Source organism: Pseudomonas sp. P1.8 (assembly GCF_001269805.1).
Lineage (GTDB): Bacteria > Pseudomonadota > Gammaproteobacteria > Pseudomonadales > Pseudomonadaceae > Aquipseudomonas.
Map to the genome: position 1 here is coordinate 172,759 of NZ_LHVM01000016.1, position 21,505 is coordinate 194,263.

Annotated in this window: 18 protein-coding genes, 2 tRNA genes and 6 pseudogenes; 7 read left to right on the forward strand and 19 right to left on the reverse strand. The window is 57.9% G+C overall.

The annotated features are described in order from the left end of the window. Nucleotides 1-154: 154 nt before the first annotated feature. Nucleotides 155-607, forward strand: coding sequence for a VOC family protein (locus AD668_RS17360; RefSeq protein ID WP_053160784.1), 453 nt, complete (start codon nt 155-157; stop codon nt 605-607). A 134-nt stretch (nt 608-741) separates the two neighbouring features. Here the strand turns inward: AD668_RS17360 and AD668_RS17365 are convergent, their stop codons facing one another. Then, nucleotides 742-1,068: a DUF6694 family lipoprotein gene (locus AD668_RS17365; protein WP_053160785.1), complete on the reverse strand. Its 327-nt coding sequence runs from the start codon at nt 1,066-1,068 to the stop codon at nt 742-744. A gap of 61 nt (nt 1,069-1,129) precedes the next feature. After that, nucleotides 1,130-1,519: a hypothetical protein gene (locus tag AD668_RS17370; RefSeq protein ID WP_053160786.1), complete on the reverse strand. Its 390-nt coding sequence runs from the start codon at nt 1,517-1,519 to the stop codon at nt 1,130-1,132. Nucleotides 1,520-1,671: 152 nt separating this feature from the next. On the opposite strand from AD668_RS17370, the pseudogene AD668_RS30020 reads away from it, so the two are divergent. Then, a pseudogene (locus tag AD668_RS30020) lies at nt 1,672-1,806 on the forward strand (transcriptional regulator); the annotation flags it as partial. A 16-nt stretch (nt 1,807-1,822) separates the two neighbouring features. On the opposite strand, the pseudogene AD668_RS30025 reads toward AD668_RS30020, so the two are convergent. The 3 pseudogenes from AD668_RS30025 to AD668_RS29520 form a co-directional block, all read right to left on the reverse strand. Continuing rightward, a pseudogene (locus tag AD668_RS30025) lies at nt 1,823-2,076 on the reverse strand (IS30 family transposase); the annotation flags it as partial. A 63-nt stretch (nt 2,077-2,139) separates the two neighbouring features. Further along, nucleotides 2,140-2,578, reverse strand: a pseudogene (locus AD668_RS17380) (hypothetical protein); the annotation flags it as partial. 28 nt (nt 2,579-2,606) lie between these two features. Then, nucleotides 2,607-2,831: pseudogene (locus tag AD668_RS29520) on the reverse strand (phage tail protein); the annotation flags it as partial. Between AD668_RS29520 and AD668_RS17390 the strand changes: the two are divergent. Beyond that, nucleotides 2,829-3,488 (forward strand): annotated as a pseudogene (locus AD668_RS17390) (tyrosine-type recombinase/integrase); the annotation flags it as partial. The pseudogenes AD668_RS29520 and AD668_RS17390 overlap by 3 nt on opposite strands. Nucleotides 3,489-3,570: 82 nt before the next feature. Here the strand turns inward: AD668_RS17390 and AD668_RS17395 are convergent. The 3 genes from AD668_RS17395 to AD668_RS17405 form a co-directional block, all read right to left on the reverse strand. Further along, nucleotides 3,571-3,657: transfer RNA gene (locus AD668_RS17395), tRNA-Leu, on the reverse strand. Between the two features lie 195 nt (nt 3,658-3,852). After that, nucleotides 3,853-3,926, reverse strand: a tRNA-Cys gene (locus tag AD668_RS17400). 326 nt (nt 3,927-4,252) lie between these two features. Beyond that, nucleotides 4,253-4,954 (reverse strand): GntR family transcriptional regulator, encoded by a 702-nt coding sequence (locus AD668_RS17405; RefSeq protein ID WP_256220699.1) that lies wholly within the window; start codon nt 4,952-4,954, stop codon nt 4,253-4,255. 174 nt (nt 4,955-5,128) lie between these two features. Here AD668_RS17405 and AD668_RS17410 point away from each other — a divergent pair, with 174 nt between their 5' ends. From AD668_RS17410 to AD668_RS17425, 4 genes are all read left to right on the forward strand, one after another. Continuing rightward, a complete protein-coding gene (locus tag AD668_RS17410) occupies nt 5,129-5,962 on the forward strand; it encodes a fumarylacetoacetate hydrolase family protein (RefSeq protein ID WP_053160789.1) in 834 nt (277 codons plus the stop codon). A gap of 79 nt (nt 5,963-6,041) precedes the next feature. Further along, nucleotides 6,042-6,962: a VOC family protein gene (locus AD668_RS17415; RefSeq protein WP_053160790.1), complete on the forward strand. Its 921-nt coding sequence runs from the start codon at nt 6,042-6,044 to the stop codon at nt 6,960-6,962. A gap of 104 nt (nt 6,963-7,066) precedes the next feature. Beyond that, nucleotides 7,067-8,677, forward strand: coding sequence for a bifunctional 3-(3-hydroxy-phenyl)propionate/3-hydroxycinnamic acid hydroxylase (locus AD668_RS17420; RefSeq protein WP_053160791.1), 1,611 nt, complete (start codon nt 7,067-7,069; stop codon nt 8,675-8,677). 68 nt (nt 8,678-8,745) lie between these two features. Next, nucleotides 8,746-10,101, forward strand: a complete 1,356-nt coding sequence (locus tag AD668_RS17425; RefSeq protein ID WP_053160792.1) for an outer membrane beta-barrel protein — start codon at nt 8,746-8,748, stop codon at nt 10,099-10,101. A gap of 272 nt (nt 10,102-10,373) precedes the next feature. Here the strand turns inward: AD668_RS17425 and AD668_RS17430 are convergent, their stop codons facing one another. The 11 genes and pseudogenes from AD668_RS17430 to AD668_RS17475 form a co-directional block, all read right to left on the reverse strand. After that, nucleotides 10,374-11,450 (reverse strand): alpha/beta fold hydrolase, encoded by a 1,077-nt coding sequence (locus AD668_RS17430; protein ID WP_053160793.1) that lies wholly within the window; start codon nt 11,448-11,450, stop codon nt 10,374-10,376. Then, on the reverse strand, nt 11,434-11,838 hold the full coding sequence (locus AD668_RS17435; protein WP_053160794.1) for a hypothetical protein: 405 nt from the start codon (nt 11,836-11,838) through the stop codon (nt 11,434-11,436). The genes AD668_RS17430 and AD668_RS17435 overlap by 17 nt, the downstream gene beginning before the upstream one ends. A 14-nt stretch (nt 11,839-11,852) precedes the next feature. Then, nucleotides 11,853-13,169: an alpha/beta hydrolase gene (locus tag AD668_RS17440; RefSeq protein ID WP_053160795.1), complete on the reverse strand. Its 1,317-nt coding sequence runs from the start codon at nt 13,167-13,169 to the stop codon at nt 11,853-11,855. A gap of 130 nt (nt 13,170-13,299) precedes the next feature. Then, nucleotides 13,300-13,473 (reverse strand): NAD(P)-dependent oxidoreductase, encoded by a 174-nt coding sequence (locus AD668_RS30030; protein WP_371259811.1) that lies wholly within the window; start codon nt 13,471-13,473, stop codon nt 13,300-13,302. Continuing rightward, entirely contained in the window at nt 13,470-14,291 is an 822-nt protein-coding gene (locus tag AD668_RS17445; RefSeq protein WP_256220701.1) for a LysR family transcriptional regulator, read from the reverse strand. The genes AD668_RS30030 and AD668_RS17445 overlap by 4 nt, the downstream gene beginning before the upstream one ends. Nucleotides 14,292-14,594: 303 nt before the next feature. Continuing rightward, nucleotides 14,595-14,789, reverse strand: a complete 195-nt coding sequence (locus tag AD668_RS17450; protein WP_177330209.1) for a hypothetical protein — start codon at nt 14,787-14,789, stop codon at nt 14,595-14,597. Between the two features lie 507 nt (nt 14,790-15,296). Beyond that, on the reverse strand, nt 15,297-16,193 hold the full coding sequence (locus AD668_RS17455) for an alpha/beta hydrolase (RefSeq protein WP_053160797.1): 897 nt from the start codon (nt 16,191-16,193) through the stop codon (nt 15,297-15,299). Then, nucleotides 16,190-16,384 (reverse strand): annotated as a pseudogene (locus tag AD668_RS17460) (aldehyde dehydrogenase family protein); the annotation flags it as partial. The pseudogene AD668_RS17460 and the gene AD668_RS17455, both read right to left, overlap by 4 nt. A 123-nt stretch (nt 16,385-16,507) precedes the next feature. Continuing rightward, a complete protein-coding gene (locus AD668_RS17465; protein ID WP_053160799.1) occupies nt 16,508-18,973 on the reverse strand; it encodes an RND family transporter in 2,466 nt (821 codons plus the stop codon). A gap of 5 nt (nt 18,974-18,978) precedes the next feature. Continuing rightward, complete coding sequence (locus AD668_RS17470) at nt 18,979-20,118, reverse strand: YCF48-related protein (RefSeq protein ID WP_053160800.1); 1,140 nt, start codon at nt 20,116-20,118, stop codon at nt 18,979-18,981. Between the two features lie 20 nt (nt 20,119-20,138). Further along, nucleotides 20,139-21,497 carry a DUF1329 domain-containing protein gene (locus tag AD668_RS17475; RefSeq protein ID WP_053160801.1) on the reverse strand — a complete coding sequence of 453 codons (1,359 nt, stop codon included), beginning with the start codon at nt 21,495-21,497 and terminating at the stop codon, nt 20,139-20,141. Between the last annotated feature and the right edge of the window lie 8 nt (nt 21,498-21,505).

Consider the following 21,505-nt stretch of genomic DNA (forward strand, 5'->3'; position numbering starts at 1 on the left):
GCCGCTTCGGCCTTTGCAGGTAATACGTCACCGATGGGCTCCAGCGCCATCGATGGCTGCCCTTTCCCGCCCCGCTAGCAGAGTCTGATTTCGCCGATCAACGTTTTACAATGCTCCCTCCCGGCGAATGAGCCGATTGAAATGGACGTCACTCATGTTCGAACGTAGCAAACTGGTTCCGGAATTAATGGTCACTGACCTGGATAGCAGTCTGGCTTTTTGGGATTCTTGCCTTGGATTTGAAGTGGCCTATCAACGCCCAGAAGACGGTTTCGCTTACCTGGACTATAACGGTGCACAAGTAATGCTTGAGCAGGTTGACCCGCACGCCAGCCAATGGCTAACGGCCCCCCTGACAAAGCCGTTTGGAAGAGGAATCAACATCCAGATTGACGTTGTGGCTGTCGCACCCATCATCCAAAAACTTGGTCAGGCTGGGTTTCCACTCTATCTAGAGTGCAAAGACACTTGGTACCGGGCTAACAATGTAGAAGTCGGCCAGCGCGAATTCATCGTCCAGGATCCCGACGGCTATCTCGTTAGGTTGGTAGAGCGTTTGGGTGAGCGACCGGGCGACCTTTCTAGAGAAGTTACCTGCAAGAAATGAAGCGACACGGCATTCTAAGGAACGAGTTCAGCCTAGCGGACAACGAGAATTGTCTGTCGACAGGAATGGCTTGACGACACATTGGCATCAAAAAAACCGAGGCCGTGGCCTCGGCTTTTTTCGCAACCTAAGACTTATGGTCTGAATTGAATAGGCTTATTACCGCCGAAGTTCTTTTTTTCGATACCAGCTTTCGCGTAGGCCATGAGTTCTTCAGCATTTTTTCCGTCAACGGATTGCGCAAAAGATTTACCCTCTTCAGCGACGCCTAGTCCCATTGCTTTTGTCACTGTCGACGAGAACTCACGCTGCTTATCGGCAGGAAGGCTCTTCATCATTGCCTGAACCGATTCACCGAACGATTCGTACGAGCTGCCATCAATCTTTTTTTCGCCGCAGCCAGCGAGCATGCCCAGTGCCAGGGTCAGTGCAGCCACGCCAAAAAAATTAACTTGTTTCACACAATTATCCTTATCGATGTCGAAAACGAAGCATCACCGAGCATATCAGAGAGGCTTTTAATTACAGGCCGGCTGCGTTCAGCATTGGATTGCTGCTACCGCCAGCGGTGCCATTTGCCTTGTAGGCATTGGCCAGCACGCCTGCTTTGCTCCACTCGAAAACGGTCGACTCCGACTTGTTCTCACCGACGAAAGGGATAGCGGTGATCAGGGTGTAGTTGTACGTCCAGATTTCCTTGCCACTGATCTCGTTACGAGCCGGCGGGTAGCCGATTGCGGAGATCACGTCGGCCTGGCGGGTCTTGCCCTTGACGAAAGTAGCCAGCTGTTCAGGTGATACGTAGGTGCCGGTCTTCATGTCCAGTTTGTCTGCGACTTTCTGCACGCCAGCGCAGCCGCTGAGTAGTGCGACAGACAGAGCTGCTGCTGCGAAAAAGCTTACTTTGTTCAAACTGAATTCCCTATATTACGATCTAGTACGCTTGATGGCTCAGTGACATCTTCAGCGCTCAGATACTAGAACGTTTTCAGTGCGAAGTCACCCAAGATGGTCATTCTAGAGCGGTCGGCCTTTATTCGAACAAACCTGAACTGGAGCAGAAAATGTCCCGTCTCGCATAATTCCGTGCACTTGAACAACAGTTCGCCGCCCAGTTGGCCGAGCTCGAAACCCTGAAAAACGACGACGGTCTGAAGCGCGAAATGGAATTCGCGCAAAAGCTTCGCGACCTGTTGGGGTAGTACGGCTACAGGCGGCCATGGAACGGATCGAGTTACCTGCCACCACTGCACGCGAAATCTCTTCGCGCTCAGCCAACGTCAGCGCCAATCTGGACCTGCGGCGTACAGCGGGTCTGATACCGAATGTTTGCGCCAAGATGCGTGTATCGATGAATGGTTTCGATCAAATAGTTGGGCTATGTGCTGGAGAGAGTCACCTTTGTGCCAGTGATCCAACATCAGTTTTTTCTGGCTTTCGGTGTAATAGATCCGAGGTCTCTGTTTCATCTGCAACACTCCTTCTGCTTACACAGAATTTAGTTGTGTTGCATCGACCGGTTGAATCCACAAATTGATGCTGACCATCACCCTACCCTTGCACCGCCGCATGAAGTCGGCCATGCGCTCATAGTTTTCGAACGGAAAATCCACCCCGTAGCCTGTGGTCTGCCAGTACGGGGGATCCATGTAATGGAAGGTGTGCGCCCGGTCATAGCGCTCGGCGCATTCCAACCACGGCAGGTTTTCCACGTAGGTACCGGCCAGGCGTTGCCAAGCGTTCGAGAGGTTTTCTTCGATACGAAGTAGGTTGATCGACGGGGTGGTGGTGGCGGTGCCGAAGGTTTGCCCGGAGACCTTGCCCGCGAAGGCATGGTGCTGCAGGTAGAAAAATCGGGCGGCGCGCTGTCGGTGAGTCTTCGACGTAGCATTCATCGGGTGGAAACAACGGAATGAGGCGATCGGCCAGGCGGCGTTTGCCACCCATCCAAGGGATGATAGGTGCAGACATGGATAGCAAGGACCGACTCCACCAGGTATGCCTGCTGCGCCGGGCGTCGGGTCAAACGTTCCTGCGCGGCCCAGCGAAACGCCGTCTGCCGGCGCAGTTCATCGAAGGCTGCCGTGTCCAGGTTAAAGTAGAAAGGCCGTTCATTGACCTTCAGGGGGTAGAGAATCAGTAGGTGCGGGAACGGCTTCACCGCGTCGGGAATCGGCGACATGTCGCCGGCAAACCACTCGGTGGGGAAGATGTTGCCCAACGCGGCAGGCGCAAGTCAGCACCGGTCCGAGCGAATCGAGAAAAGGCGCTGCTGAGCGCAATATGGAACTACGCCAGAGACAAGGGTTACACGTCATTGGCCAACCCCTGCGCTGGTGTCAAGGGTAATAAAGAGACCGGTCGGGATACTTACGTCGAACTGCTCAAGCGCGTGCACGATAAGGCTGATACCGGCCTGCAAGATGCCATGGACTTGGCCTATCTGACCGGACAACGAGTGACTGACACACGACTGATGGACGAGCGCGATGTCCGCGACAGCCAAATATGGTTACTTCAGGGGAAAACAAAGGCTAAACGACGAATCGAGGTAACTGGTGAGTTGAAGGTATTGATTGATCGAATCATGACCCGAAAGTCGGGGCACAAGGTCCGCTCGACGCGGCTGATCGTGTCAGAGGATGGCGCACCGATGACGGTGGCGATGTTGCGCAGGAGGTTTGACATGGCCAGGGAGGCCGCTGGTGTTTCCAAACCGGAGTTTAAAATGCGCGTTTTGCGAGCAAAAGCCGGTACGGATAAGGCAGAATCCAGTGGTGACATGATGCAAGCCAAAGATCAACTTGGGCATACCACCGTTGTTATGACGGAGCAGTACATCCGCAACCGTAAAGGCAAAAAATTTTCGCCAACCAAGTGAATTCCGGACCAACTCCAAAACTGCGGACCAGAAACAAAAAAGGGTTTGCATCAGCTTTCGCCCGCAAACCCTTGATTTTAAATGGTGCCCGAAGCCGGAATCGAACCGGCACGCCCTTACGAGCGGGGGATTTTAAGTCCCATGCGTCTACCAGTTTCGCCATTCGGGCGGTAGCGCGGTGAAGCCGTCTAAAACTTGCCGAAATACACTCTGGCCGTCCTGACGCATTTGCAGCAGAGGTGGGAGAATATACATCCCGCCCCGGTGAAGCAAGTTTACAAAACCCCTTTTCAAGACTAAATCTTGCAAGTATTACAAATAAAAAAGCTCCGTAAATCATAGATCTACGGAGCCTGTTTATAAGTGGAGGCCGAGGTCGGAATCGAACCGGCGTAGGCGGATTTGCAATCCGCTGCATAACCATTTTGCTACTCGGCCTCAAAACATTTGCTGTCAGTAGCACAACATCAAATGCGTAAAAACTTGGAGCGGGGAAAGAGAGTCTAATTAACACCCTATCTCCTTGAAAACATTGAGCTTTTTTAGCCGTCAGTGCTTTCGATGGCGTGAATTATGTACTCATTTTTTGAGGCTGGCAACCCCTTGATTTCAAAAAAAATTCCGCTCGCGAATCGGATAACCCCATGAAGGTCCTTCCTCCGTTCGCGTACACCCGACGACAGGGCGTTTCGCCATCAAAACATTCTTTTTACTGCGAATGCATTAAAGCTTCGATTTCCAGGCTTGCCGCTGAGTATTGAGGCTTAAGCCAATAACGCGTGCTTCAACACCGAGTTGGTAGTGGTCTGATAATGGCTGGACAACAGTTCGCACGCCTTGTCGATGTCCTTGGCCAGCGCCGCATCCATCAGCTGTCGATGTTCGTCGGGAACATCACGCTGGCTGCTCTCTTTGTAATGCATCGAAAGAAAGCGATAGCGCGCGGTCTGATCGCGCAGTGATGTGCACAAGCGCAGGAGCGTTGGTGAATTGCAGCTGGAAATCAACGCCTGATGGAACAGTTCGTGGGCGTTTTCCCATTCCGGCTTGAGCAAGCGCTCCGGGCCTTCGACGATGGTCAAGCGATCGAGCCTGTGATGAGCGGCGAGGACCCGACTCTCCCACTCCACATCACCCTGACGAATGGAGTCGGCCAACGCTTTGCATTCAATGTGCAATCGTGCAGCGGTGATGTCGGCGATTTCCGCTGCGGAAATTCGCCCGACACTGAAACCCTTCTGATCCGCCGCCGAAACGAAGCCGCTGCTGGCCAGGCGCGACAAGGCTTCACGCAAGGGAATCACACCCACGTCATAGGCGTCGGCCAGCTCCTTGAGGCGCAGGCGACTGCCTGGGGCCAGTTGGCCGTTGATGATGTCCTGGCGAATCCTGGCTTCGAGTTGCGAGGCCATCGTGCGTTTTTCCGCGACGTCTACGGGTTGCCAACTGATCTGAGGGGAATTCACGCTCGACTCCTTACGCCTTGTTCTGCTGAATCATACACAGAAGGCAAAATTTCTCACATCTGCAGGAATATATATTTTTTGTTGACGATATATTTTATTGGTTTTAGCTTAGTGACTACGCGATCGGCTGCCTTTGAGCGCCGCCCCTTTTCAAATCCAACAAGAGAAACCGTCATGCGCTACGTCCGCTTCCTCAATCAAGGTCAACCTGTCCTGGGTGTCGTCACTGCCGAAGGCGTGCGCGTGCTCGGTACCGAATCTCTTGAATCGCTGCTGGCCCGCGGCGTCGACTTGACTACCCATGGTGCCGAAGCCAACGGGGCGCTGGTCGACATCGCCGAAGACGCTTATCTGCCATTGATGGCGCGCCCTACGAAGATCGTTTGTGTGGGTCTGAACTACGCCGACCACACCAAAGAGTCGCCTTACGCTCAACCAAGCTACCCAACCCTGTTCCCGCGCTGGAACTCCAGCCTGACGGCCCACAACAAACCGCTGGTGCGTCCGCGCGTTTCCGACACCCTCGATTACGAAGGTGAAATGGCCGTGGTCCTGAAAAGTGGCGGTCGTCACATTCGCAAGGAAGATGCGCTCGAACACGTTGCCGGTTACGCACTGTTCAATGAAGGCTCGGTACGTGACTACCAGTTCATTTCGCCGCAGTGGACCGTCGGCAAAAACTTCGATGACACCGGTGCATTCGGCCCGGTCCTGGTCACCGCCGACGAATTGCCAGCAGGCGGCAAAGGCTTGCTGCTGGAAACCCGGGTCAACGGCAAGGTCGTGCAATCGGCCAACACCGACGACATGCTGTTCGATGTCGCCACTATCATCTCCACGCTCAGTGAAGCGGTGACCCTGGAAGCCGGCGACGTGATCGTCAGCGGCACCCCGGCCGGCGTGGGTTTCGGTATGAATCCAAAGGTGTACCTCAAGGCCGGCGACGTGGTCGAAGTGTCCATCGAGGGCATCGGCAAGCTGGTCAACCCGGTAGTCGACGAAGCCTGACAACACCGTTCAAAACTCGTGCAGGGCTGTCCTCAAGCCCTGCACGCTACAATTACAATAATTAAAAATGGAGGCAATCATGAGCGTGTCCCATGGTGTGCATTCAATTGATCACTACGCGCTGAACGTTCCGTCGCTGGACGAAGCCTGCCAATTCTTTGAAAGCTTCGGGCTCGACGTAGAACGTGGCTCGGACCAACTTCTCCTGAGGGCGGCCGACGGACATGTGTGGGCGAAGATCCTGCCGGCTGCCTCCAAATCCCTGGCCTACCTGAGTTTCAATTGCTACGAACAGGACTTCGCTGCGCTGCGTCAGCAGATCGAAGCCGCGGGCGGCCGTTTTGAAGATCGTCCAGGTGCCGGCATCTGGTTCCGTGATCCGGACGGCAATCTGTTGCAGGTCAAGGTCGGCGAAAAAACCATGCCCGACCACAAGACCGCCCACCGCAGCAGTGACACCCCCGCCAATAGCCGTGGCGCAACAACGCGTGATGCCCAGGCACAGGTCCGCCCTCGCCGCTTGTCCCATGTGCTGTTGTTCACCCCGGACGTGCTCGGCGCCCTGCACTTCTATGAACACGCGTTGGGCTTGAAGCTCTCGGACAAGTCGATGGACGTCATCGCCTTCAGTCACGCCGCTCACGGCTGCGATCACCATTTGGTGGCGTTTGCCAAAAGCAGCGCCAAGGGCTGGCACCACGCGGCATGGGAAGTCGACAGCATTGATGAAGTCGGCTCCGGCGCCGCGCAAATGGCCGCAGCGGGACACACCAAAGGCTGGGGCACTGGCCGTCATTGCCTGGGCTCGAACTACTTCCATTATGTGCAGGACCCGTGGGGTTCCTTCTGCGAATACTCGGCAGACATGGACTACATCGCCGAAGGCAGTGAATGGCCCGCTGGCGATTATCCGCCGGAAAACTCCCTGTACCTGTGGGGCCCGGACGTTCCGGACAACTTCATTTTCAACACTGAAGCGCACGCTCCGGCGCCCACCTGAGCCACCTCTAAAAAACCTGACTTCCTGCATCGCGCGATTCCATTGAACCGCGCGACGGGCCCGGCCATGTCCGGAAATCATTGCGAAGTACACGAGGTACAGTCATGAATCAGCACACCACAGTCGATGTCGCCATTGCCGGTTACGGTCCTGTCGGCCAGACCCTGGCCATTCTGTTGGGCCAGATGGGTTACTCCGTAGCCGTCTTTGAACGGTGGCCGGCGCTTTATCCCCTGCCCCGCGCGGTTTTTTACGATCATGAAATCCGCCGTATCTTCCTCTCCATGGGGCTTGGTGAGGAGCTGGCAAAAATCTCCCAGCCATCGGCGCGCTACCAGTGGTTCAACGCCGACTGGAAAGTGCTGGTGGAGATCGACTGGTCAGCCGAATCCATCAGCGACGGTCCGTTCGGTTACCTGTTCAACCAGCCATCCCTGGAAGCTGTACTGGATCGCAAGGCCAAAAGTATCGGCAACGTGCAGATTCATCAGGGCTGGGAAGCTACCGCGCTCAAGCAAGACGCCAATGGCTGCGACATGATGCTCAATCGGGTGATTCGCGAAGACGGCAACTTCTCGCTCGGCGAAGAGCAGCAAAGCGTCCGCGCCCGCTATGTGATCGGTGCCGACGGCGCCAACAGTTTCGTGCGCCAGTCACTGAATATTGAATGGCAAGACCTGGGGTTCCAGGAAGACTGGCTGGTGGTCGACCTGCAGCCCAAGCCGGGTGTGGAACTGGATGTGCCGGACATCGGCCAATGGTGCAACCCCGAGCGTCCGACCACCATGGTCCCTGGCGGCCCCGGTTATCGCCGCTGGGAGTTCATGCGCCTGCCCCACGAGACCCTCGAAGACCTGCAAGACACCGACAAGGTCTGGTCGCTGCTGTCGCGTTGGGTCACGCCGGACACCGCCGACCTGGTGCGCCACGCGGTCTATCAGTTCCGCTCGCGCATTGCCGCGAACTGGCACAGCGGCCGGGTGATGCTCGCCGGCGATGCGGCCCACGTGATGCCGCCGTTCATGGGCCAGGGCATGTGCTCGGGGATCCGCGATGCATGGAATCTCTCCTGGCGCCTCGACCTGCTACTGCGCGGCCTGGCGGACAACAGTTTGCTGGACAGCTACACCCTGGAACGCAAGCCACAGATCCGCGCCGTGATCGAAGCCTCCATGGCCATGGGCAAAGTGGTCTGTGTGTCCGATCCGGTGAAGGCTGCCAAACGTGACACGGCGTACCTGAGCGGCAACGTGGCGCCACTGCCACCGTTCCCGGGTTTGACCGACGGTCTGTTGCAGGAGGAAGGTCAATTGCGCGGCATTCTCGGAGTACACGGTTCGATCGAGATCGATGGCAAGGTCAGCCGCTACGACGACGTCATCGACCGCGGTTTCCACCTGCTGGTCAGCGGTGACGAAGATCCGCTGACACTGCTCGATGCACAGCAACTGGACTTCATTCGCGCCTACGGCGTGCAGGTCGTGCGACTGGCAGCGCAGGCCAACAGCGCCAAAGGCATCTACCGCGACGTCTCCGGCAAGTACCTGCAGTTCATGGCAGAAGCCGGGCTCAAGGTCCTGGTCGTGCGCCCGGATTACTACTGCTTCGGTGGAGTAGCGCAACTGTCGGCCCTGCCGAAACTCCTCGACTCCCTGCGCCGGCAATTGCAGCAGAACGCCCCTGTCGCCAGTGGCGCCCGGGCCTGTCACGTCTGACACCGGTTTCTCGGGGGCATGGATGCCCCCCCTTTCAGCACTCTGACAACAAAAACAAGAGACAGACAATGCACAACATCAAGGTGAAAACGCTTGGTGCGGTTTTGGCCGCCTTCGCAACGCTCAATAGCCACGCCGCCGAAAGCCCCGAGACAGGCGAAGGCACGCTGTTTCGCAGCCTTTTCGGCGACACGCTGGAAAAGGACTACGGGATTCAGGTCTCAGGTCTGTTTGACGCCGCCTACTCACGCAACAACCGCTCAACCCACGACGAGCGCCAGGACGGCCTGAGTAACCTGCCCGTGGTCGGTTTCGCCGACGAAGGCCTGGAATGGGGCAGCCTGCATCTGTTCGTCGACAAGGCACTCAAAGGCGACATGGTGCCGCGCATCACACCCCTGCCCGGCCCGAAACCGACTGAAGCCTCCTTCGGTTTTACCTTCGAAGCAAACTACGGCCGTAACGCCCAATTCGCTCGCACCCAGGGCTGGGACATGCATTGGGACGTCAACTCCCCCGGCGATGACGACCTGGCCAAAGCCCAGCGGGACAAACAGAATTTCCTCGCCGTGCCGAACATCGCCGCGACCGCCTACTTACCCTACGGTCCTGGCATCACCGCCATGGCCGGGGTATTCGGCCCGGCACGGGGCTATGAAATCCCGCCCAACATCCGCGCCGCGCGCAATCCCTTTGGCAGCAAGAGCTACGCCTTCGTCAGCGAGCCCGGCACCGTCGGCGGCGTGTTGCTCGGCACCCGTCTGTACAACGGTGAGTCCGGGATTCTCGGTGCGGAGTTGGGCGTTGTGCAAGGCTGGAACAACCTGCGCGACAACAACGACCGCAAGGCGATGCTGGGCGCCCTGCGCTGGCGCACGCCCGACATGAACACCTGGATCGACTATGAGTTTCTCGTTGGCGATTCACAAAACGACAGTCGCAGCGACATACAAACACCCCGCGGCCGCGTGATCTCCGAAGATGGCCAATTCAAGCAACAGCACTCGCTCAATGGCTGGCACAAATTCAATGAGCGGTGGTCGATGGGCGGCGAAATGGTCTACGGTCGTCAATCGGGCGATGGCAATGCATCGACCGTGGACATCGTCACCGGTCCCGGTTTTGATGGCGCGCATTGGTGGGGAGCCAACGTCGTGTTGACTTACCAGCAACGCAAGGACTTGTCGTTTTCCGTACGGGCCGAGCATTTCGACGACCCGGACGGCTACGTTCTGTTCCCCTCTTCCATTGCTCGTGGCGCGTTCAATGCGCTGACCACCGGCCTGCGCTACGACTTCAACAAATACCTGTCGCTGCGCCCGGAACTGCGCTACGACTGGTTTAATGGTGACGGCGATGCGCGCCCTTTCGGCCAGGGTGATGCACGAAACCAGCTGACTGGAACCGTGGAAACACTGGTGTAATTCTGACATGAAGTTTTGAATGCTCCGGGGTAACGAGCTCTCGCTGCCCCTCCTGAATGACCGTCGATGTTTGAGCCAGACCGCTATGGGCAAATCACTACGCTTTGATCAGGGCGTGCCCGACTGCGCCACCGACACCGCTACCGATGATCGTGCCAATGGTTTCGCCCGCCAGGGACTACCGGGAGAACGCTCAAACACCCTCGAATTACACGTCTCGCTCGACCCTGTACGGATGACCCGAGGTTTCACACCGGCTGCAGCATTGGTTTTCAGACTGATCGGTCGCCCAACCATTGATCGAGCCTGGGCCACATCCGTTTGACCGCGGCCGGCCCCGCCACCAGGCTGACATGACCGCCCGGCAGCATCAGCTCCTCCTTGTCGAGCGAACTCACGCGAGCCACCAGCGGTTGTGCGCAGTCCGGTGGCACCAGGGAGTCGTATTGCGCGATCACGTGCAGTAACGAGACTTCGATATTTTTCAGATCAACCTCTTGGCCACCGATGCGCATGCCGCCTTCGCAAAGTGAGTTGTTTTTACCCAGTTCGTGGTAAATCTGCCGCAAATATTCGCCGGAAAGCGGCAAGGTCTCGGCACTGAAACGCGCCATCATCCGGTAACCCCTGACGTAGTCCTCGTTCCACAAGTTGTCCAGGAGGCGGGCCTTCCCGGCAATACGGCCCGCGGGGCGATGCAGCTCAATTGCTTTGATGATGGTCTCCGGCGGGACAAGGCCTGTCGCATCGATCAAGCGCTCGATGTTGATGTGCCGTTGTTTGGCCAGGGGCATTTTCGTCCAGTCGATGGGGGTGGTGAAACAGACCAGGTTCTTCAGCGGGCCGCCGGGATGCAGTGCGGCGTAAATTGTCGCCAGGACACCGCCCATGCAGTAGCCAATCAGCGTGACGTCTTCCACACCCGTGTCTTGTTGTACTCGACGGATACAATCGGGAATGAAGCCGAGCACATAGTGTTCGAGCTTCAGGTGGGACTCTTCCCGGGTGGGCGCGATCCAGTCCATGACATAGACGTCGTAACCCCTTGCGAGCAGAAACTCGATCAGGCTCTGCCCCTTGGTCAGGTCGAAGATGTCAGCCTTGCTGGTCGTCGCCATTACGAACAACAACGGCACGCGGTAAATCTCGTCCGCTGTCGCGTGATAGTGGTAAAGGCACAAGGTCCCGCGGCGGTGCAGCAGGGTCTTGGGCGACAGGCCTACGGCCGGTGGCGGGGTGCCGAGATACTCAATGCCCTTGAGGCCGCGCTGGACCATCATGCCGAGCTCCGAGCGCAATCTGCCAGCCAACGACGAGTCGGCGACCTTGTTGTCATTCGGCCGAGTCATCTTTGATCCCCTCCTTTTTTTTTCGTTTGGAGGCCGGCTTGAGAAGCGCCGGGCCTGCTTCCGCCAGTGGACCTCGCGTGCGTGGGGGGCGAGGTGCAATTGCCGTGCTGGTGGGCGGCGCAAGCAATCGGTCAAGCTTGTCTTCAACCCGCCGCAGGGACGCGGCAAGGGCGTCGATTTCGCCACGGCCTGGCACGTCCAGACGCTTGTACAAACGCTCCAGCGATGTTTGCGTCAGGTGCTGCAAGCCAAGCGAAACCCTGGTGTATTGGTCGATCACGAGACCCAGTTCTTTCGAGTCGATATTTCGCGCGGCCAAGGCATTGACGCCGTTTTCGAACCGGGTGACAGCCTCACGATACAGTTTGAACGGATCAGGCAATGCCATGATGTACTCCTCGATCAAGGGTTCACAGTGCAGTTTTTTTCTGTTGGCCAGGTTTGCCGAGCAGCCATTCGATCAAGACTGCAAATGGCTTTGCGCCGCATCATGACGGTCGGCAAGCACCACGGCTTGATCAACACCTCGCAGGCTCTGCTCGCCTTTGGCGACAGCAGGCGTAACAAGGCGATGCCCCACCGTTCGGTGACAACCCACGTGGTCAATGTAGTAGTCGCGAGCTCGTCGGTGACGGTACGCAGGCGCGAAGGCTTGCGTGGCAGGCAGTCAGCGATTTCAATCGTCCGGTCCGCCGCCGGTTGCCGCGCGAATGCGCCCTTCAATGCATTGCCGATGCGCTGCAGCGCATCGCGGCTGGCACCGTTGACCGAATCGAAATTGAGGAAACCATGGAACTGACCGCTGTAGTGCAACAGTTCCACCGGCACGTCATCAGCGCGCAGGCGGGCGGAATAATCCAGGCCATCGTCGCGGATTGGGTCGAAACCGGCACTGACGATAACGGCCGGTGCCAGGTCGTGCATATCGGGGTTGCGGCGTGGCGAATACCAGGGATCGAGCAAGTCCAGTGTGGCGAGCGAGGGTGCCAGGGTTCGCTCGATCCATTGCACCGCATGATCGGTCAGAAGGGTCCGCCCGTACGCGTTCTCCGCATAGGAAGGGAACCTATCCACCAACTCGGTTGCCGGGTAAACCAGCACTTGCAGACTCAGGGCCGGGCCGCCGCGACGCAGGCTTTCCTGAGCGACGGCCGCACAGAGATTGCCGCCGGCCGAGTCGCCACCAATTGCCAGGCGAGTCGTATCAATTCCTAGTTGCTCGCCATTTTTTGCCACCCATTCAAGCGCCGCGAGCGCATCGGCACGCCCCGCAGACAGATCGTGCTCCGGCGCCAGACGATAGCGCACGGCGATCACGATGCAGTTGGCTGCCAGAGCAATGCTGCGGCAGATTCCATCGGCGGTGTCCAGATCGCCAATGATGAACCCACCGCCGAAAAACCACATAAACGCAGGCTGCAGCTGCGTGGCCTCGTCAGGTTTGAAGATGCGCAAAGCGATTGCACCGCCCGGTCCCTTGATCAGTTGCTCAGTCACCGACCTCACAGGCGGATTGCGCCCCAGAGCAAGTGCCGTCAATCGCCAGCCCTGGCGCAACCTGGGCAGCGAGTAGTTCTCTGCCGGGCGAAGGCTGGCGGATAAGTTGGCCAGGCGCAGGAACGCACGGGCCTCGCTATCGGGTTGGTGTGCGCGCAATACGCGAGGCATGCCGACAGCCGATGGCTCAGGGACCACCCGTTGTTTTTGATTGTTTTTCATTGCCACTCCACTCGCAGGGCTTCCGTATGCCGTGCACGAGCAACAGCTTACTGAGCGCCACGGTTGCAGTGGCTACCCTCAATGGGGGGGTAAGCTTTTTTTCAGGCCGGCAGACACGATTTCAACCCGCTCACGGCTTTGGCATCTTTCGAACTGACGAACAGATACACGCCACACTCAATGAAGTAGCACGCCCCGTATACGCAATGCTCATACCGAACGCCTGGGCTCGTGCAGCCACTGCTCTGCCTATACGGCCCAAACCGACGATGCCCATTCGTGCGCCAGACACCCGCGCAGTCATCGGATGGCGGCCGGCTGTCCATTCAGATCATCCCAATATGGCGGATCGCCAATCGCACTGATGAAGTAATCCCACACCACGCGAACTTTCTGAGAGCGGAGTCGATTCTCGGAGGAAATCAAATGGATCTGGCTTGGCGTCTGCTCGACCGCCCCCTCCCAATCCGGCAAAAGCTTAATGAGCTGCTTGTTTATTAAACTCTCTCTACTGAAGAGCCAAGAAGGAAAAAACACAATCCCCCGCCCCGCGAGCGCCGCCTCTACCAGTACCTGGCCATTGTTACTTCTGAGCGGGCCATGCACCTCGATGATTTTCACCTTGTCACTGGCCGGTTTCCTAAAATACCAGCGCTGCGCCCCACCGGTTCCCTTGTAGACCTGACATGCGTGGCTCTGCAGATCCTCTGGCGAAACGGCTTTCCCATACTTCGCCAGGTATTTTTCGCTAGCGCATAAAACGTATTGTTGGTTGCAAATTTTCCGGCCAATCAATCCGGAGTCCCCCAAGTGCCCCCCCCGAAATATGATGTCTGCGCCCTCTTGAACCGGGTCGATAAAGGCATCGGTGACCGTCAGTTCAACAGTCAATTGCGGATACTTGTCATACAGACCATTCAACAGTTTCACGATATGCAGACTGCCGAACGCAACCGGCGCGTTGATCCGCACAAGACCACGGATCTCGCCTCCCTTACCAGTGACGTCCTCATCGGCGGCATCCAGCAACTCCAATACTTCGCGGATCTGCACGTAATAGCGCTCGCCCGCTTCCGTCAGCTTGACTGTGCGAGTATTGCGATACAGTAGCTGCTGGCCCACCTCCCTTTCAGCGCTGCGATAAAGCGTGAAACGGACGACGCAGGGACGCGAAAGTGTCGCGCCGTCGCCGAGAAGTTGCCGGTCACGGCAACCATGGCAAAGTACCGGTGCGCTTTGAGGTGCATAGGGGAATTCTCCAACAGAAGGCGCGGTGGATCTGTACTAAAACAGAACGGCTCCTGGTTGTCCTCTTGGACTCGCCGCCCAGACCTGTTTGCATCAGACATGAAAAGGCAGCCGCACCAAATACCGGTGACGGCTGCCAATAGCTCAGGAACTGGAACCTTGCCAGGTCGCGATTGCTTACCCTTGATGAGGCGCGTAATCGACATAACCTGCGGCCCCGCCGCCGTAGAAGGTTTCGCGCTTGGCTTCTGTCAGAGGCCAGTTGTTCTCCAGGCGCGCCACCAGATCGGGGTTGCTGATGTAAGCGGTACCAAACACAGCGAGGTCGATGAGGCCGTCATTGATCAGGTCTTGCGCACGTTGGCGCGACATGCCGCCAGCCAAAATGAGCGCCGTGTCAGGCAATTTTGATTTCAGGGTCGACAGCAAATTGATAAAAGGCGCTTTCGGACCATGACGTTTGGTTACATCGCAGGTACGACACTTGCAGGGCTGTCAGATTGGGAAGAAAGAGACGAAAGCAAAGGTACTGATCCGACTGTTTGAGTGACTGGCCAGGACTCAGAATAAGTCCATGAGTCAAAGCTGGGGCCACCCTTTAAAACCCACCGGTAAGGCACAGCCATATACCTGGCAACCAGGTGCATAATCGGTATGGATAGCTCTTGGCGGCTGGTTAAAGATTGCAAGGGCCGCCAGGATAAACAGGCAAAAGACTACCGTGGTGAAGAGCATTTTTTTTATATTCATCACTGAGCTCACGCAGGGATTTAAGGAGCTATTACACAAATTTTCCGAACACAAAAAACCTATCTTTAGAAAGCAGCTCACTTTCTTTTCACATCAGGTCTCAAGACTTGAATGACATGACTAAGACAGCTATTCGCCCCACTGCTGTTCAAAGAAACGTGCAAGACCTGCGATGGCTTCACGAGCCTCCTCCAGTTGGTCCACCATGCCTTGGAAGACGTGGATCATGCCCGGCCAGACATCCAGCACCACTTTCACATCAGCAGCTGCTAAGCGCGCCACCAGCTGGGTCGAGTCGTCCAACAGACACTCGCTACTGCCCACTTGAATCAATACTGGGGCGAGGCCGCGCAGGTCTGCCAGGACGGGCGATGCCAGCGGGTGGCGAGCATCCACACCGTTCAGATAGAGGTCGGCCATCGAAGGGCCTTGACCGAGGCGGCCTAGCATAGGGTCTACCGCGCGTTTGTTAGCCCAGGATGCGCCACTCTGGGTCATGTCTACCCAGGGTGACATGACCGCCGCAGCAACCGGCTGCGCTAGCCCGGCGTCGCGAATTGCAAGCAGCAGCGCCATGCTTAACCCACCACCCGCACTGTCTCCCGCCACCGCCAGACACTGCGGATCGATGCCACTGCCAAGCAAGCCGCGATACGCGACCACCGCGTCGTCTACAGCGGCTGGAAACGGATGCTCAGGTGCCAGCCGGTAGTCGATGGTGAGCACGCGCGCTTCACAAGCTGCCGCCAGATGGCTGGCCAACGAGCGGTAGGCATTGGCACTTCCGACGGCGTAACCACCGCCATGCAGATAGAGCAATACCCTGCCCGCTTTGACGCGTTGGGGGTGCGCCCACAATCCGGGCACACCACCCACCTGCGCCGGCTCGAAACTGCAACCTGGGGCGATAGAACCTTTTGATAACAGTTGTTCGGTTAGTTGTCGCTGCTGTTCGATGGGCAGCGTGCCCAGCGGCGGCATTTGTTCCAGCATGGCGACGATCGCCCGCAGTTCCTGTTGGCTCATAGCCTATCTCTCGAGGCGAATGACGTTTTACCGTGTTTGAGCTCGTTCGGCTTAACGCCCAGGCACATGTATTTGATTTCCAGGTAATACTCGATGCCGTACTGCGAGCCCTCTCGGCCAGGACCCGACGCCTTGATGCCGCCAAACGGCGCGACTTCGTTAGAGATCAGGCCGGTGTTGATACCCACCATGCTGGCTGTTGTTGCGGTATTTGGAGAGACCCATGCGCCGTCGATAAAGGCCTGCTGACAAAACAGTGAGGCGTCTTGCAATTGCATTGGTCACTCCAACGAGCCCGCCGAAACGGGCCCAACTCAATGGGGAAGGCTGTCCAGAACGCGCTGGCTCAATGGGTCATTATCGCTGTGCTTGCTGGCTTTGTGCTGCGCGGACGACGCTATTGGCCGCAGCGCCGGCTTGAGCAAAAAGCTGGCGAGCGCCGGGAGCAGGATCAGCGCGCCGAGCATGTTCCAAAGGAACATAAAGGCCAGCAAAATGCCCATATCGGCTTGAAATTTGATCGGCGAGAACACCCAGGTGGCCACACCAATTGCCAACGTGGCACCGGTCAACAGCACCACCCGCCCGGTAAACAGCAACGAGCGGTAGTAGGCCTCGGACAACGACTCACCATTGCGCATATGCACCAGTAGGATGCTCAACACGTAGAGTGCGTAGTCGATACCGATGCCGACGCCCAGGGCGATCACCGGCAAGGTGGCCACCTTGACGCCGATGTCCAACCACACCATCAACGCCTCGGCGAGAATTGAAGTGAGTACCAACGGCAGGATGGCGCAGGTCACCGCGCGCCAGGAGCGGAACACCAGGAAGCACAACAGCACCACGGCGCCATAAACCCAGAACAGCATTTCGCGGTTGGCCTTTTTCACCACGATATTGGTGGCTGCCTCGATGCCCGCCGTGCCGGCGGCCATCTTGAACTGCTGCTCGGCACTGTTGTTTTGCGCGGCAAAGTCTTCGACTACCTTGACCACACCACCCAGGGTTTCGGCTTTGTGGTCGGTGAGAAAAACCCGCAGCATCGACATATCGCACACCTGGCTGACCAGCGTCAGCGGCGCGTATTTCACCAGATTATTGATCACCGCCTGGTTGGGCAGCAAGCCAATCCACTTGGGATTTCCCTCGGTCAACTGGCTGGTCATGATCTTGATAAACGAGGCAAACGAGTCGGTCGCGGCCACACCTGGTTGCTGACGCAGTTGCCATTCGAGGCGGTCGATTTTCTCCAGCAGCGCGTAGTCCATGCACTGCCCCTCACGCGAGTTGACCATGACAATAAACACGTCGCTGGCGTTGCCGAAATGCGAGGTGATATAGGCGTTGTCCTGATTATAGCGCGAGTCCGTGCGCAACTCCGGCGCCCCCGGATCAAGGTCGCCGATTTTCAGGTTCAGGCTGACCGTAAAACCCACGAGACCCAACACCAGCGCCGCCACGAGCGTGGGGCCGGCCACCTTTCGCTTGGTGAACTGGTCAAGGAAACGCCAGAGCGGATGGCGAATGCCGCTGCTCATGTCGGCCTGTTCGTTGCGCAGGCTGCGCACGGCGGCCTTGTGCCCTACTCCCACATAGCTGAGCACCACAGGCAACAGAATAAGATTGGTGAAGATCAGAAACGCCACGCCAATACTGGCGGTCGTTGCCAACTGGCGGATCACTTCAATGTTGATCAGCAGCAACACGGCAAAGCCGACTGCATCGCACGCCAGCGCGACCAGCCCGGCCATAAACAAACGGCGGAAAGTGTAGCGCGCGGCGATAAGCTTGTGCGTGCCGCGGCCAATGTCCTGCATGATGCCGTTCATTTTCTGCGCGCCGTGGCTCATGCCAATGGCGAACACCAGAAAAGGCACTAGGATGGTATAGGGATCCAGGTCGTAGCCCAGCAGCGGCAACATACCCAACAGCCAGCTCACCGACACCATCGAACACAGCAGCACCACCAGCGTGCTGCGAGCGCAGCGGGTGTAGTTGTAGACCAGTACGCCGGCGATCAGAATGGCCACGGCAAAAAACACTAGTACCTGGCCCAGCCCGGCAATCAGGTCACCCACCACTTTGGCAAAGCCAACGATGTAGATGCCGGTCGAATCACTCTGGTATTTGTCGCGGATGTGTTCGAGCTTGGCGCTGAACGCGCCATAGTCAAGGGGTTTTCCCGTCTCGGTATCGATATCGAGCAATGGCACCAGTAGCATGCTCGACTTGAAGTCCGGCGCCACAATGCTGCCGATTTCGCCGGAGCGCTCGATGTTCAGACGCAAGCGGGCCAAGGCCTCGGCAGAACCGTCGTAGTTGGAGTCGATAACCGGGCCGGCCTCGATGCCTACTTCGGTAATACCGCGCCACCGCATGGTCGGCGTCCACAGCGACTTCATATACGGCCGGTTAACGCCAGCGAGCAGGTACACCTCATCGCTGATCTTTTGCAGGGTGGCCATGTAGTCGGCATCAAGGATTCTACCCTTACGGTTCTCCACCACGATGCGCACAACGTTGCCCTGCCCGGCCAGATCATCCTGGCGGGCGGTGTAGTTCTGAATGTAGGGGTGGTCGTTGGGGATCATCCGCAAAAAATTGGCGTTGAGCTTCAGGCCGTTGAATTGAGCGACGAAGAACGCCGTCAGAAACAGGCAGAACAGCAACACCCACAGTCGATGGTTAAACAGCAGCCGCTCCAAGGCGGAACCGGAGCGCTGATCAAAGTCCTTGAGGTCGGCAATGACAGGCGCTTCTTCGTGAATAGAATGCATGGGTATTACTCCTCGGAAGCGGTATTGGCCAACGCAGCCGGGGGAATCTGCACAACACCGGCCAGGCTAGACAACAGAATGCTGCCGCTGGTGGTTTCAACGGCGCCGGTTAATGGCGCGCCCCACTCGAATGCCAAGGTGCGGAAACTGCGTCCCTGGTCATGGCTAAGATGAATACGACCGGACTGATCGAGCAGCAACACATCGCCGTTGCTACGGCGAAGGGCGGCGTTGAAGGTGGCGTTGTGGCTGCCCGGCACCTGGGCCTTTTGCCAATTGTCACCGGCATCATCGGAAACAAACGCGTTGCCACGCAGACCATAGGCGAGCACCTTGCGCTGGCCTATTGCGAGCAAACCGAAATAGCTACCGTCATAGGGTGATGGCTGCGCCGCGAGGGTTGCCTGGGCGCCTGCGGACTTGAGCACTAATCCCTGCTCGCCAACCGCTAGCAAGTTGCCGTCGACTTTTTCCAAGGCATAGACATGCATGCCATTGGGGTTGTCGAGTGCCTGGGAAAAGCCCTGCCAGGTGGCGCCGCCATCGGTACTGCGCAGCGCCAGATTGAAGGCGCCGACCACGGTCACGGTGCTCGAGTCTTCAACCAACAGGTCGAGAAACGGCTTGTCCGGCCCGTCGTTTACCAGACTTTCGGCGCGGTCCAGCAGGTCTTCACGAGCGCTCTCGTCGAGACTCGCCGCCTGTTGCCGTGCCTGAGTCAGCAAGGTGCTGGCAGCACCGATGCCATCCAGCTGCTTCTGCCAGCTTTCGCCCGCATCCGCACTGTGCAGCACCACGCCCATTTGGCCGATGGCCCAACCCTGACGCTCATCGGCGAAGGCGACGGCGGTGAGGTTGACGTCCACCGGAACCTTGGCACTACGCCAGTGTTGGCCGTCATCGTCAGACAGCGCGATAACACCGTGCTCGCCAACCGCCACCAGGCGTTCACCGGCTCGGGTTATCGCCAGCAGCATGCTGTGATGCACCTGCGCAGCGGCCGGCGCCGGTCGTTCAAGCGGCGTAGCGGACGCCGATGTTTGCGTGTTCTCTGAGGAACTGTCAGCAGCCATGCCGGGGGTCGCGAGCGCGGCCCCCATGATGACCGCACCGACCATAAACAACTGGAGGTCGAGGCGTTTCATAAGCGTTACCTGTATTGAATTCAGCGGACGCCTGAGCGCTCGAGTTGTTGCGGTGTGAACATCTCCGGCGGCAGCACCTTGAAGTTCACTTCGCCGCTGTCGTTCAACGTGTTCATAAAGGTGTAGTCACCGGCTTGCAGGTTGTAGACGATCATCGGAATCGTCATGTTCACCGGCGCCTCGGGGAAGGTCATAGGCGGAAGTTGAAAGGTCTTCCACAGCTGGCCTTTGGCGTCCCACAGATCGCTGCCGACGATGGTCCAGCTATCTTCGTCGATGTACATGCGGCGTTTAGGTACCACGTGCCGTGCGCCCGGTTTCAGATTGGCTTCTACCACCCACACGCGGTGCAGTTCCCAACGAATCAGGTCAGGGTTGGCGAACTTTTCGCCGACCAGATCGCTGGATTTGGCATACGCCATATTGTTGCCGTTGTAGGGCACATAGAATTCCTGACGGCCCATCAGTTTCCAGGTGTAGCGGTCGATCGCGCCGTTGAAGCCCCAGCTGTCATCAAAGTTGGTCAGCCCCGAACTGAAGTTGTTCGGCACGTCGTACTGCACGTTGGGCGCCTTGCGCAGACGGCGCTGGCCGGTCAGATAAGCCCAGGCATTTACCGGGGTGATCATGCCCTGGTCCGGGTTGGCATGGACCAGTTGCTTTTCGCCTGCCGAATAGGCCGGAGCAGTGGCCGTCACCAGGGTCGGGCCCCAGAGTTTGCCCTGCCAGGGATCGGGACGGTTGTCGGGGTAATGGAACGGCGTAGTCACCTGCAGGATATTGCCCGCCGTCAGCGCACGCTTGCCGCTGGAGGACACGAACCAGGTGTTGGCGTTCACCGTGCTGTCCGTTGCGCGCCAGTTCCACTGCACGTTGAAGATCGCCTGCTCGCCATCCTGCGGAATCGGGAACGGCACACCACCTGCATAGGTGTTCATGTCCAGAATCTGATTGGTCAGCGTGGTGCGGGTGGCGTTTTTCAGGGTGCGGTCATAGATGTACTGCGGTGCCGCCGCGGTGCGGTGGCTGGGGTATACGTCGATGCGGTAGCCGGGGTAGTTTTTCAGCAGCTGCTGCGAACCGAGGAACAGCTTGTCGGCGTATTGCGCGACATTACTGCCACTGATGCTGAACAACGGTTTTTCGTCGGCGAACAGCTTGGGAGGCAGCTTGGGGTCTTCGCGCGTTACGCCCTCGGTCAGGCCGCCGGTCCAGGCCGGAATCGAGCCATCGGCATTAGCGGCCTTGATGGCGCCAAACGGGGTCAGTTCACCGCCCAGGCGCGCAGCTTCGGCGGCGCTGACCGCTGCCAGGGTGTGCAAGGGCAAAGCGGCGGCCACGCACAGGGTCAGCAAGGCGATCTTGTTGTTGTGTTTCATGCAGCGTC

What these genes read in the sequence shown, in the direction of transcription:
- AD668_RS17360 (WP_053160784.1), top strand. Translation starts at nt 155, where the DNA reads ATGTTCGAACGTAGCAAACTGGTTCCGGAATTAATGGTCACTGACCTG.
- AD668_RS17410 (WP_053160789.1), top strand. Translation starts at nt 5,129, where the DNA reads ATGCGCTACGTCCGCTTCCTCAATCAAGGTCAACCTGTCCTGGGTGTC.
- AD668_RS17415 (WP_053160790.1), top strand. Translation starts at nt 6,042, where the DNA reads ATGAGCGTGTCCCATGGTGTGCATTCAATTGATCACTACGCGCTGAAC.
- AD668_RS17420 (WP_053160791.1), top strand. Translation starts at nt 7,067, where the DNA reads ATGAATCAGCACACCACAGTCGATGTCGCCATTGCCGGTTACGGTCCT.
- AD668_RS17425 (WP_053160792.1), top strand. Translation starts at nt 8,746, where the DNA reads ATGCACAACATCAAGGTGAAAACGCTTGGTGCGGTTTTGGCCGCCTTC.
- AD668_RS17430 (WP_053160793.1), bottom strand. Translation starts at nt 11,450, where the DNA reads ATGACTCGGCCGAATGACAACAAGGTCGCCGACTCGTCGTTGGCTGGC.
- AD668_RS17435 (WP_053160794.1), bottom strand. Translation starts at nt 11,838, where the DNA reads ATGGCATTGCCTGATCCGTTCAAACTGTATCGTGAGGCTGTCACCCGG.
- AD668_RS17440 (WP_053160795.1), bottom strand. Translation starts at nt 13,169, where the DNA reads ATGAAAAACAATCAAAAACAACGGGTGGTCCCTGAGCCATCGGCTGTC.
- AD668_RS30030 (WP_371259811.1), bottom strand. Translation starts at nt 13,473, where the DNA reads ATGACTGCGCGGGTGTCTGGCGCACGAATGGGCATCGTCGGTTTGGGC.
- AD668_RS17450 (WP_177330209.1), bottom strand. Translation starts at nt 14,789, where the DNA reads ATGTCGCGCCAACGTGCGCAAGACCTGATCAATGACGGCCTCATCGAC.
- AD668_RS17455 (WP_053160797.1), bottom strand. Translation starts at nt 16,193, where the DNA reads ATGAGCCAACAGGAACTGCGGGCGATCGTCGCCATGCTGGAACAAATG.
- AD668_RS17465 (WP_053160799.1), bottom strand. Translation starts at nt 18,973, where the DNA reads ATGCATTCTATTCACGAAGAAGCGCCTGTCATTGCCGACCTCAAGGAC.
- AD668_RS17470 (WP_053160800.1), bottom strand. Translation starts at nt 20,118, where the DNA reads ATGAAACGCCTCGACCTCCAGTTGTTTATGGTCGGTGCGGTCATCATG.
- AD668_RS17475 (WP_053160801.1), bottom strand. Translation starts at nt 21,497, where the DNA reads ATGAAACACAACAACAAGATCGCCTTGCTGACCCTGTGCGTGGCCGCC.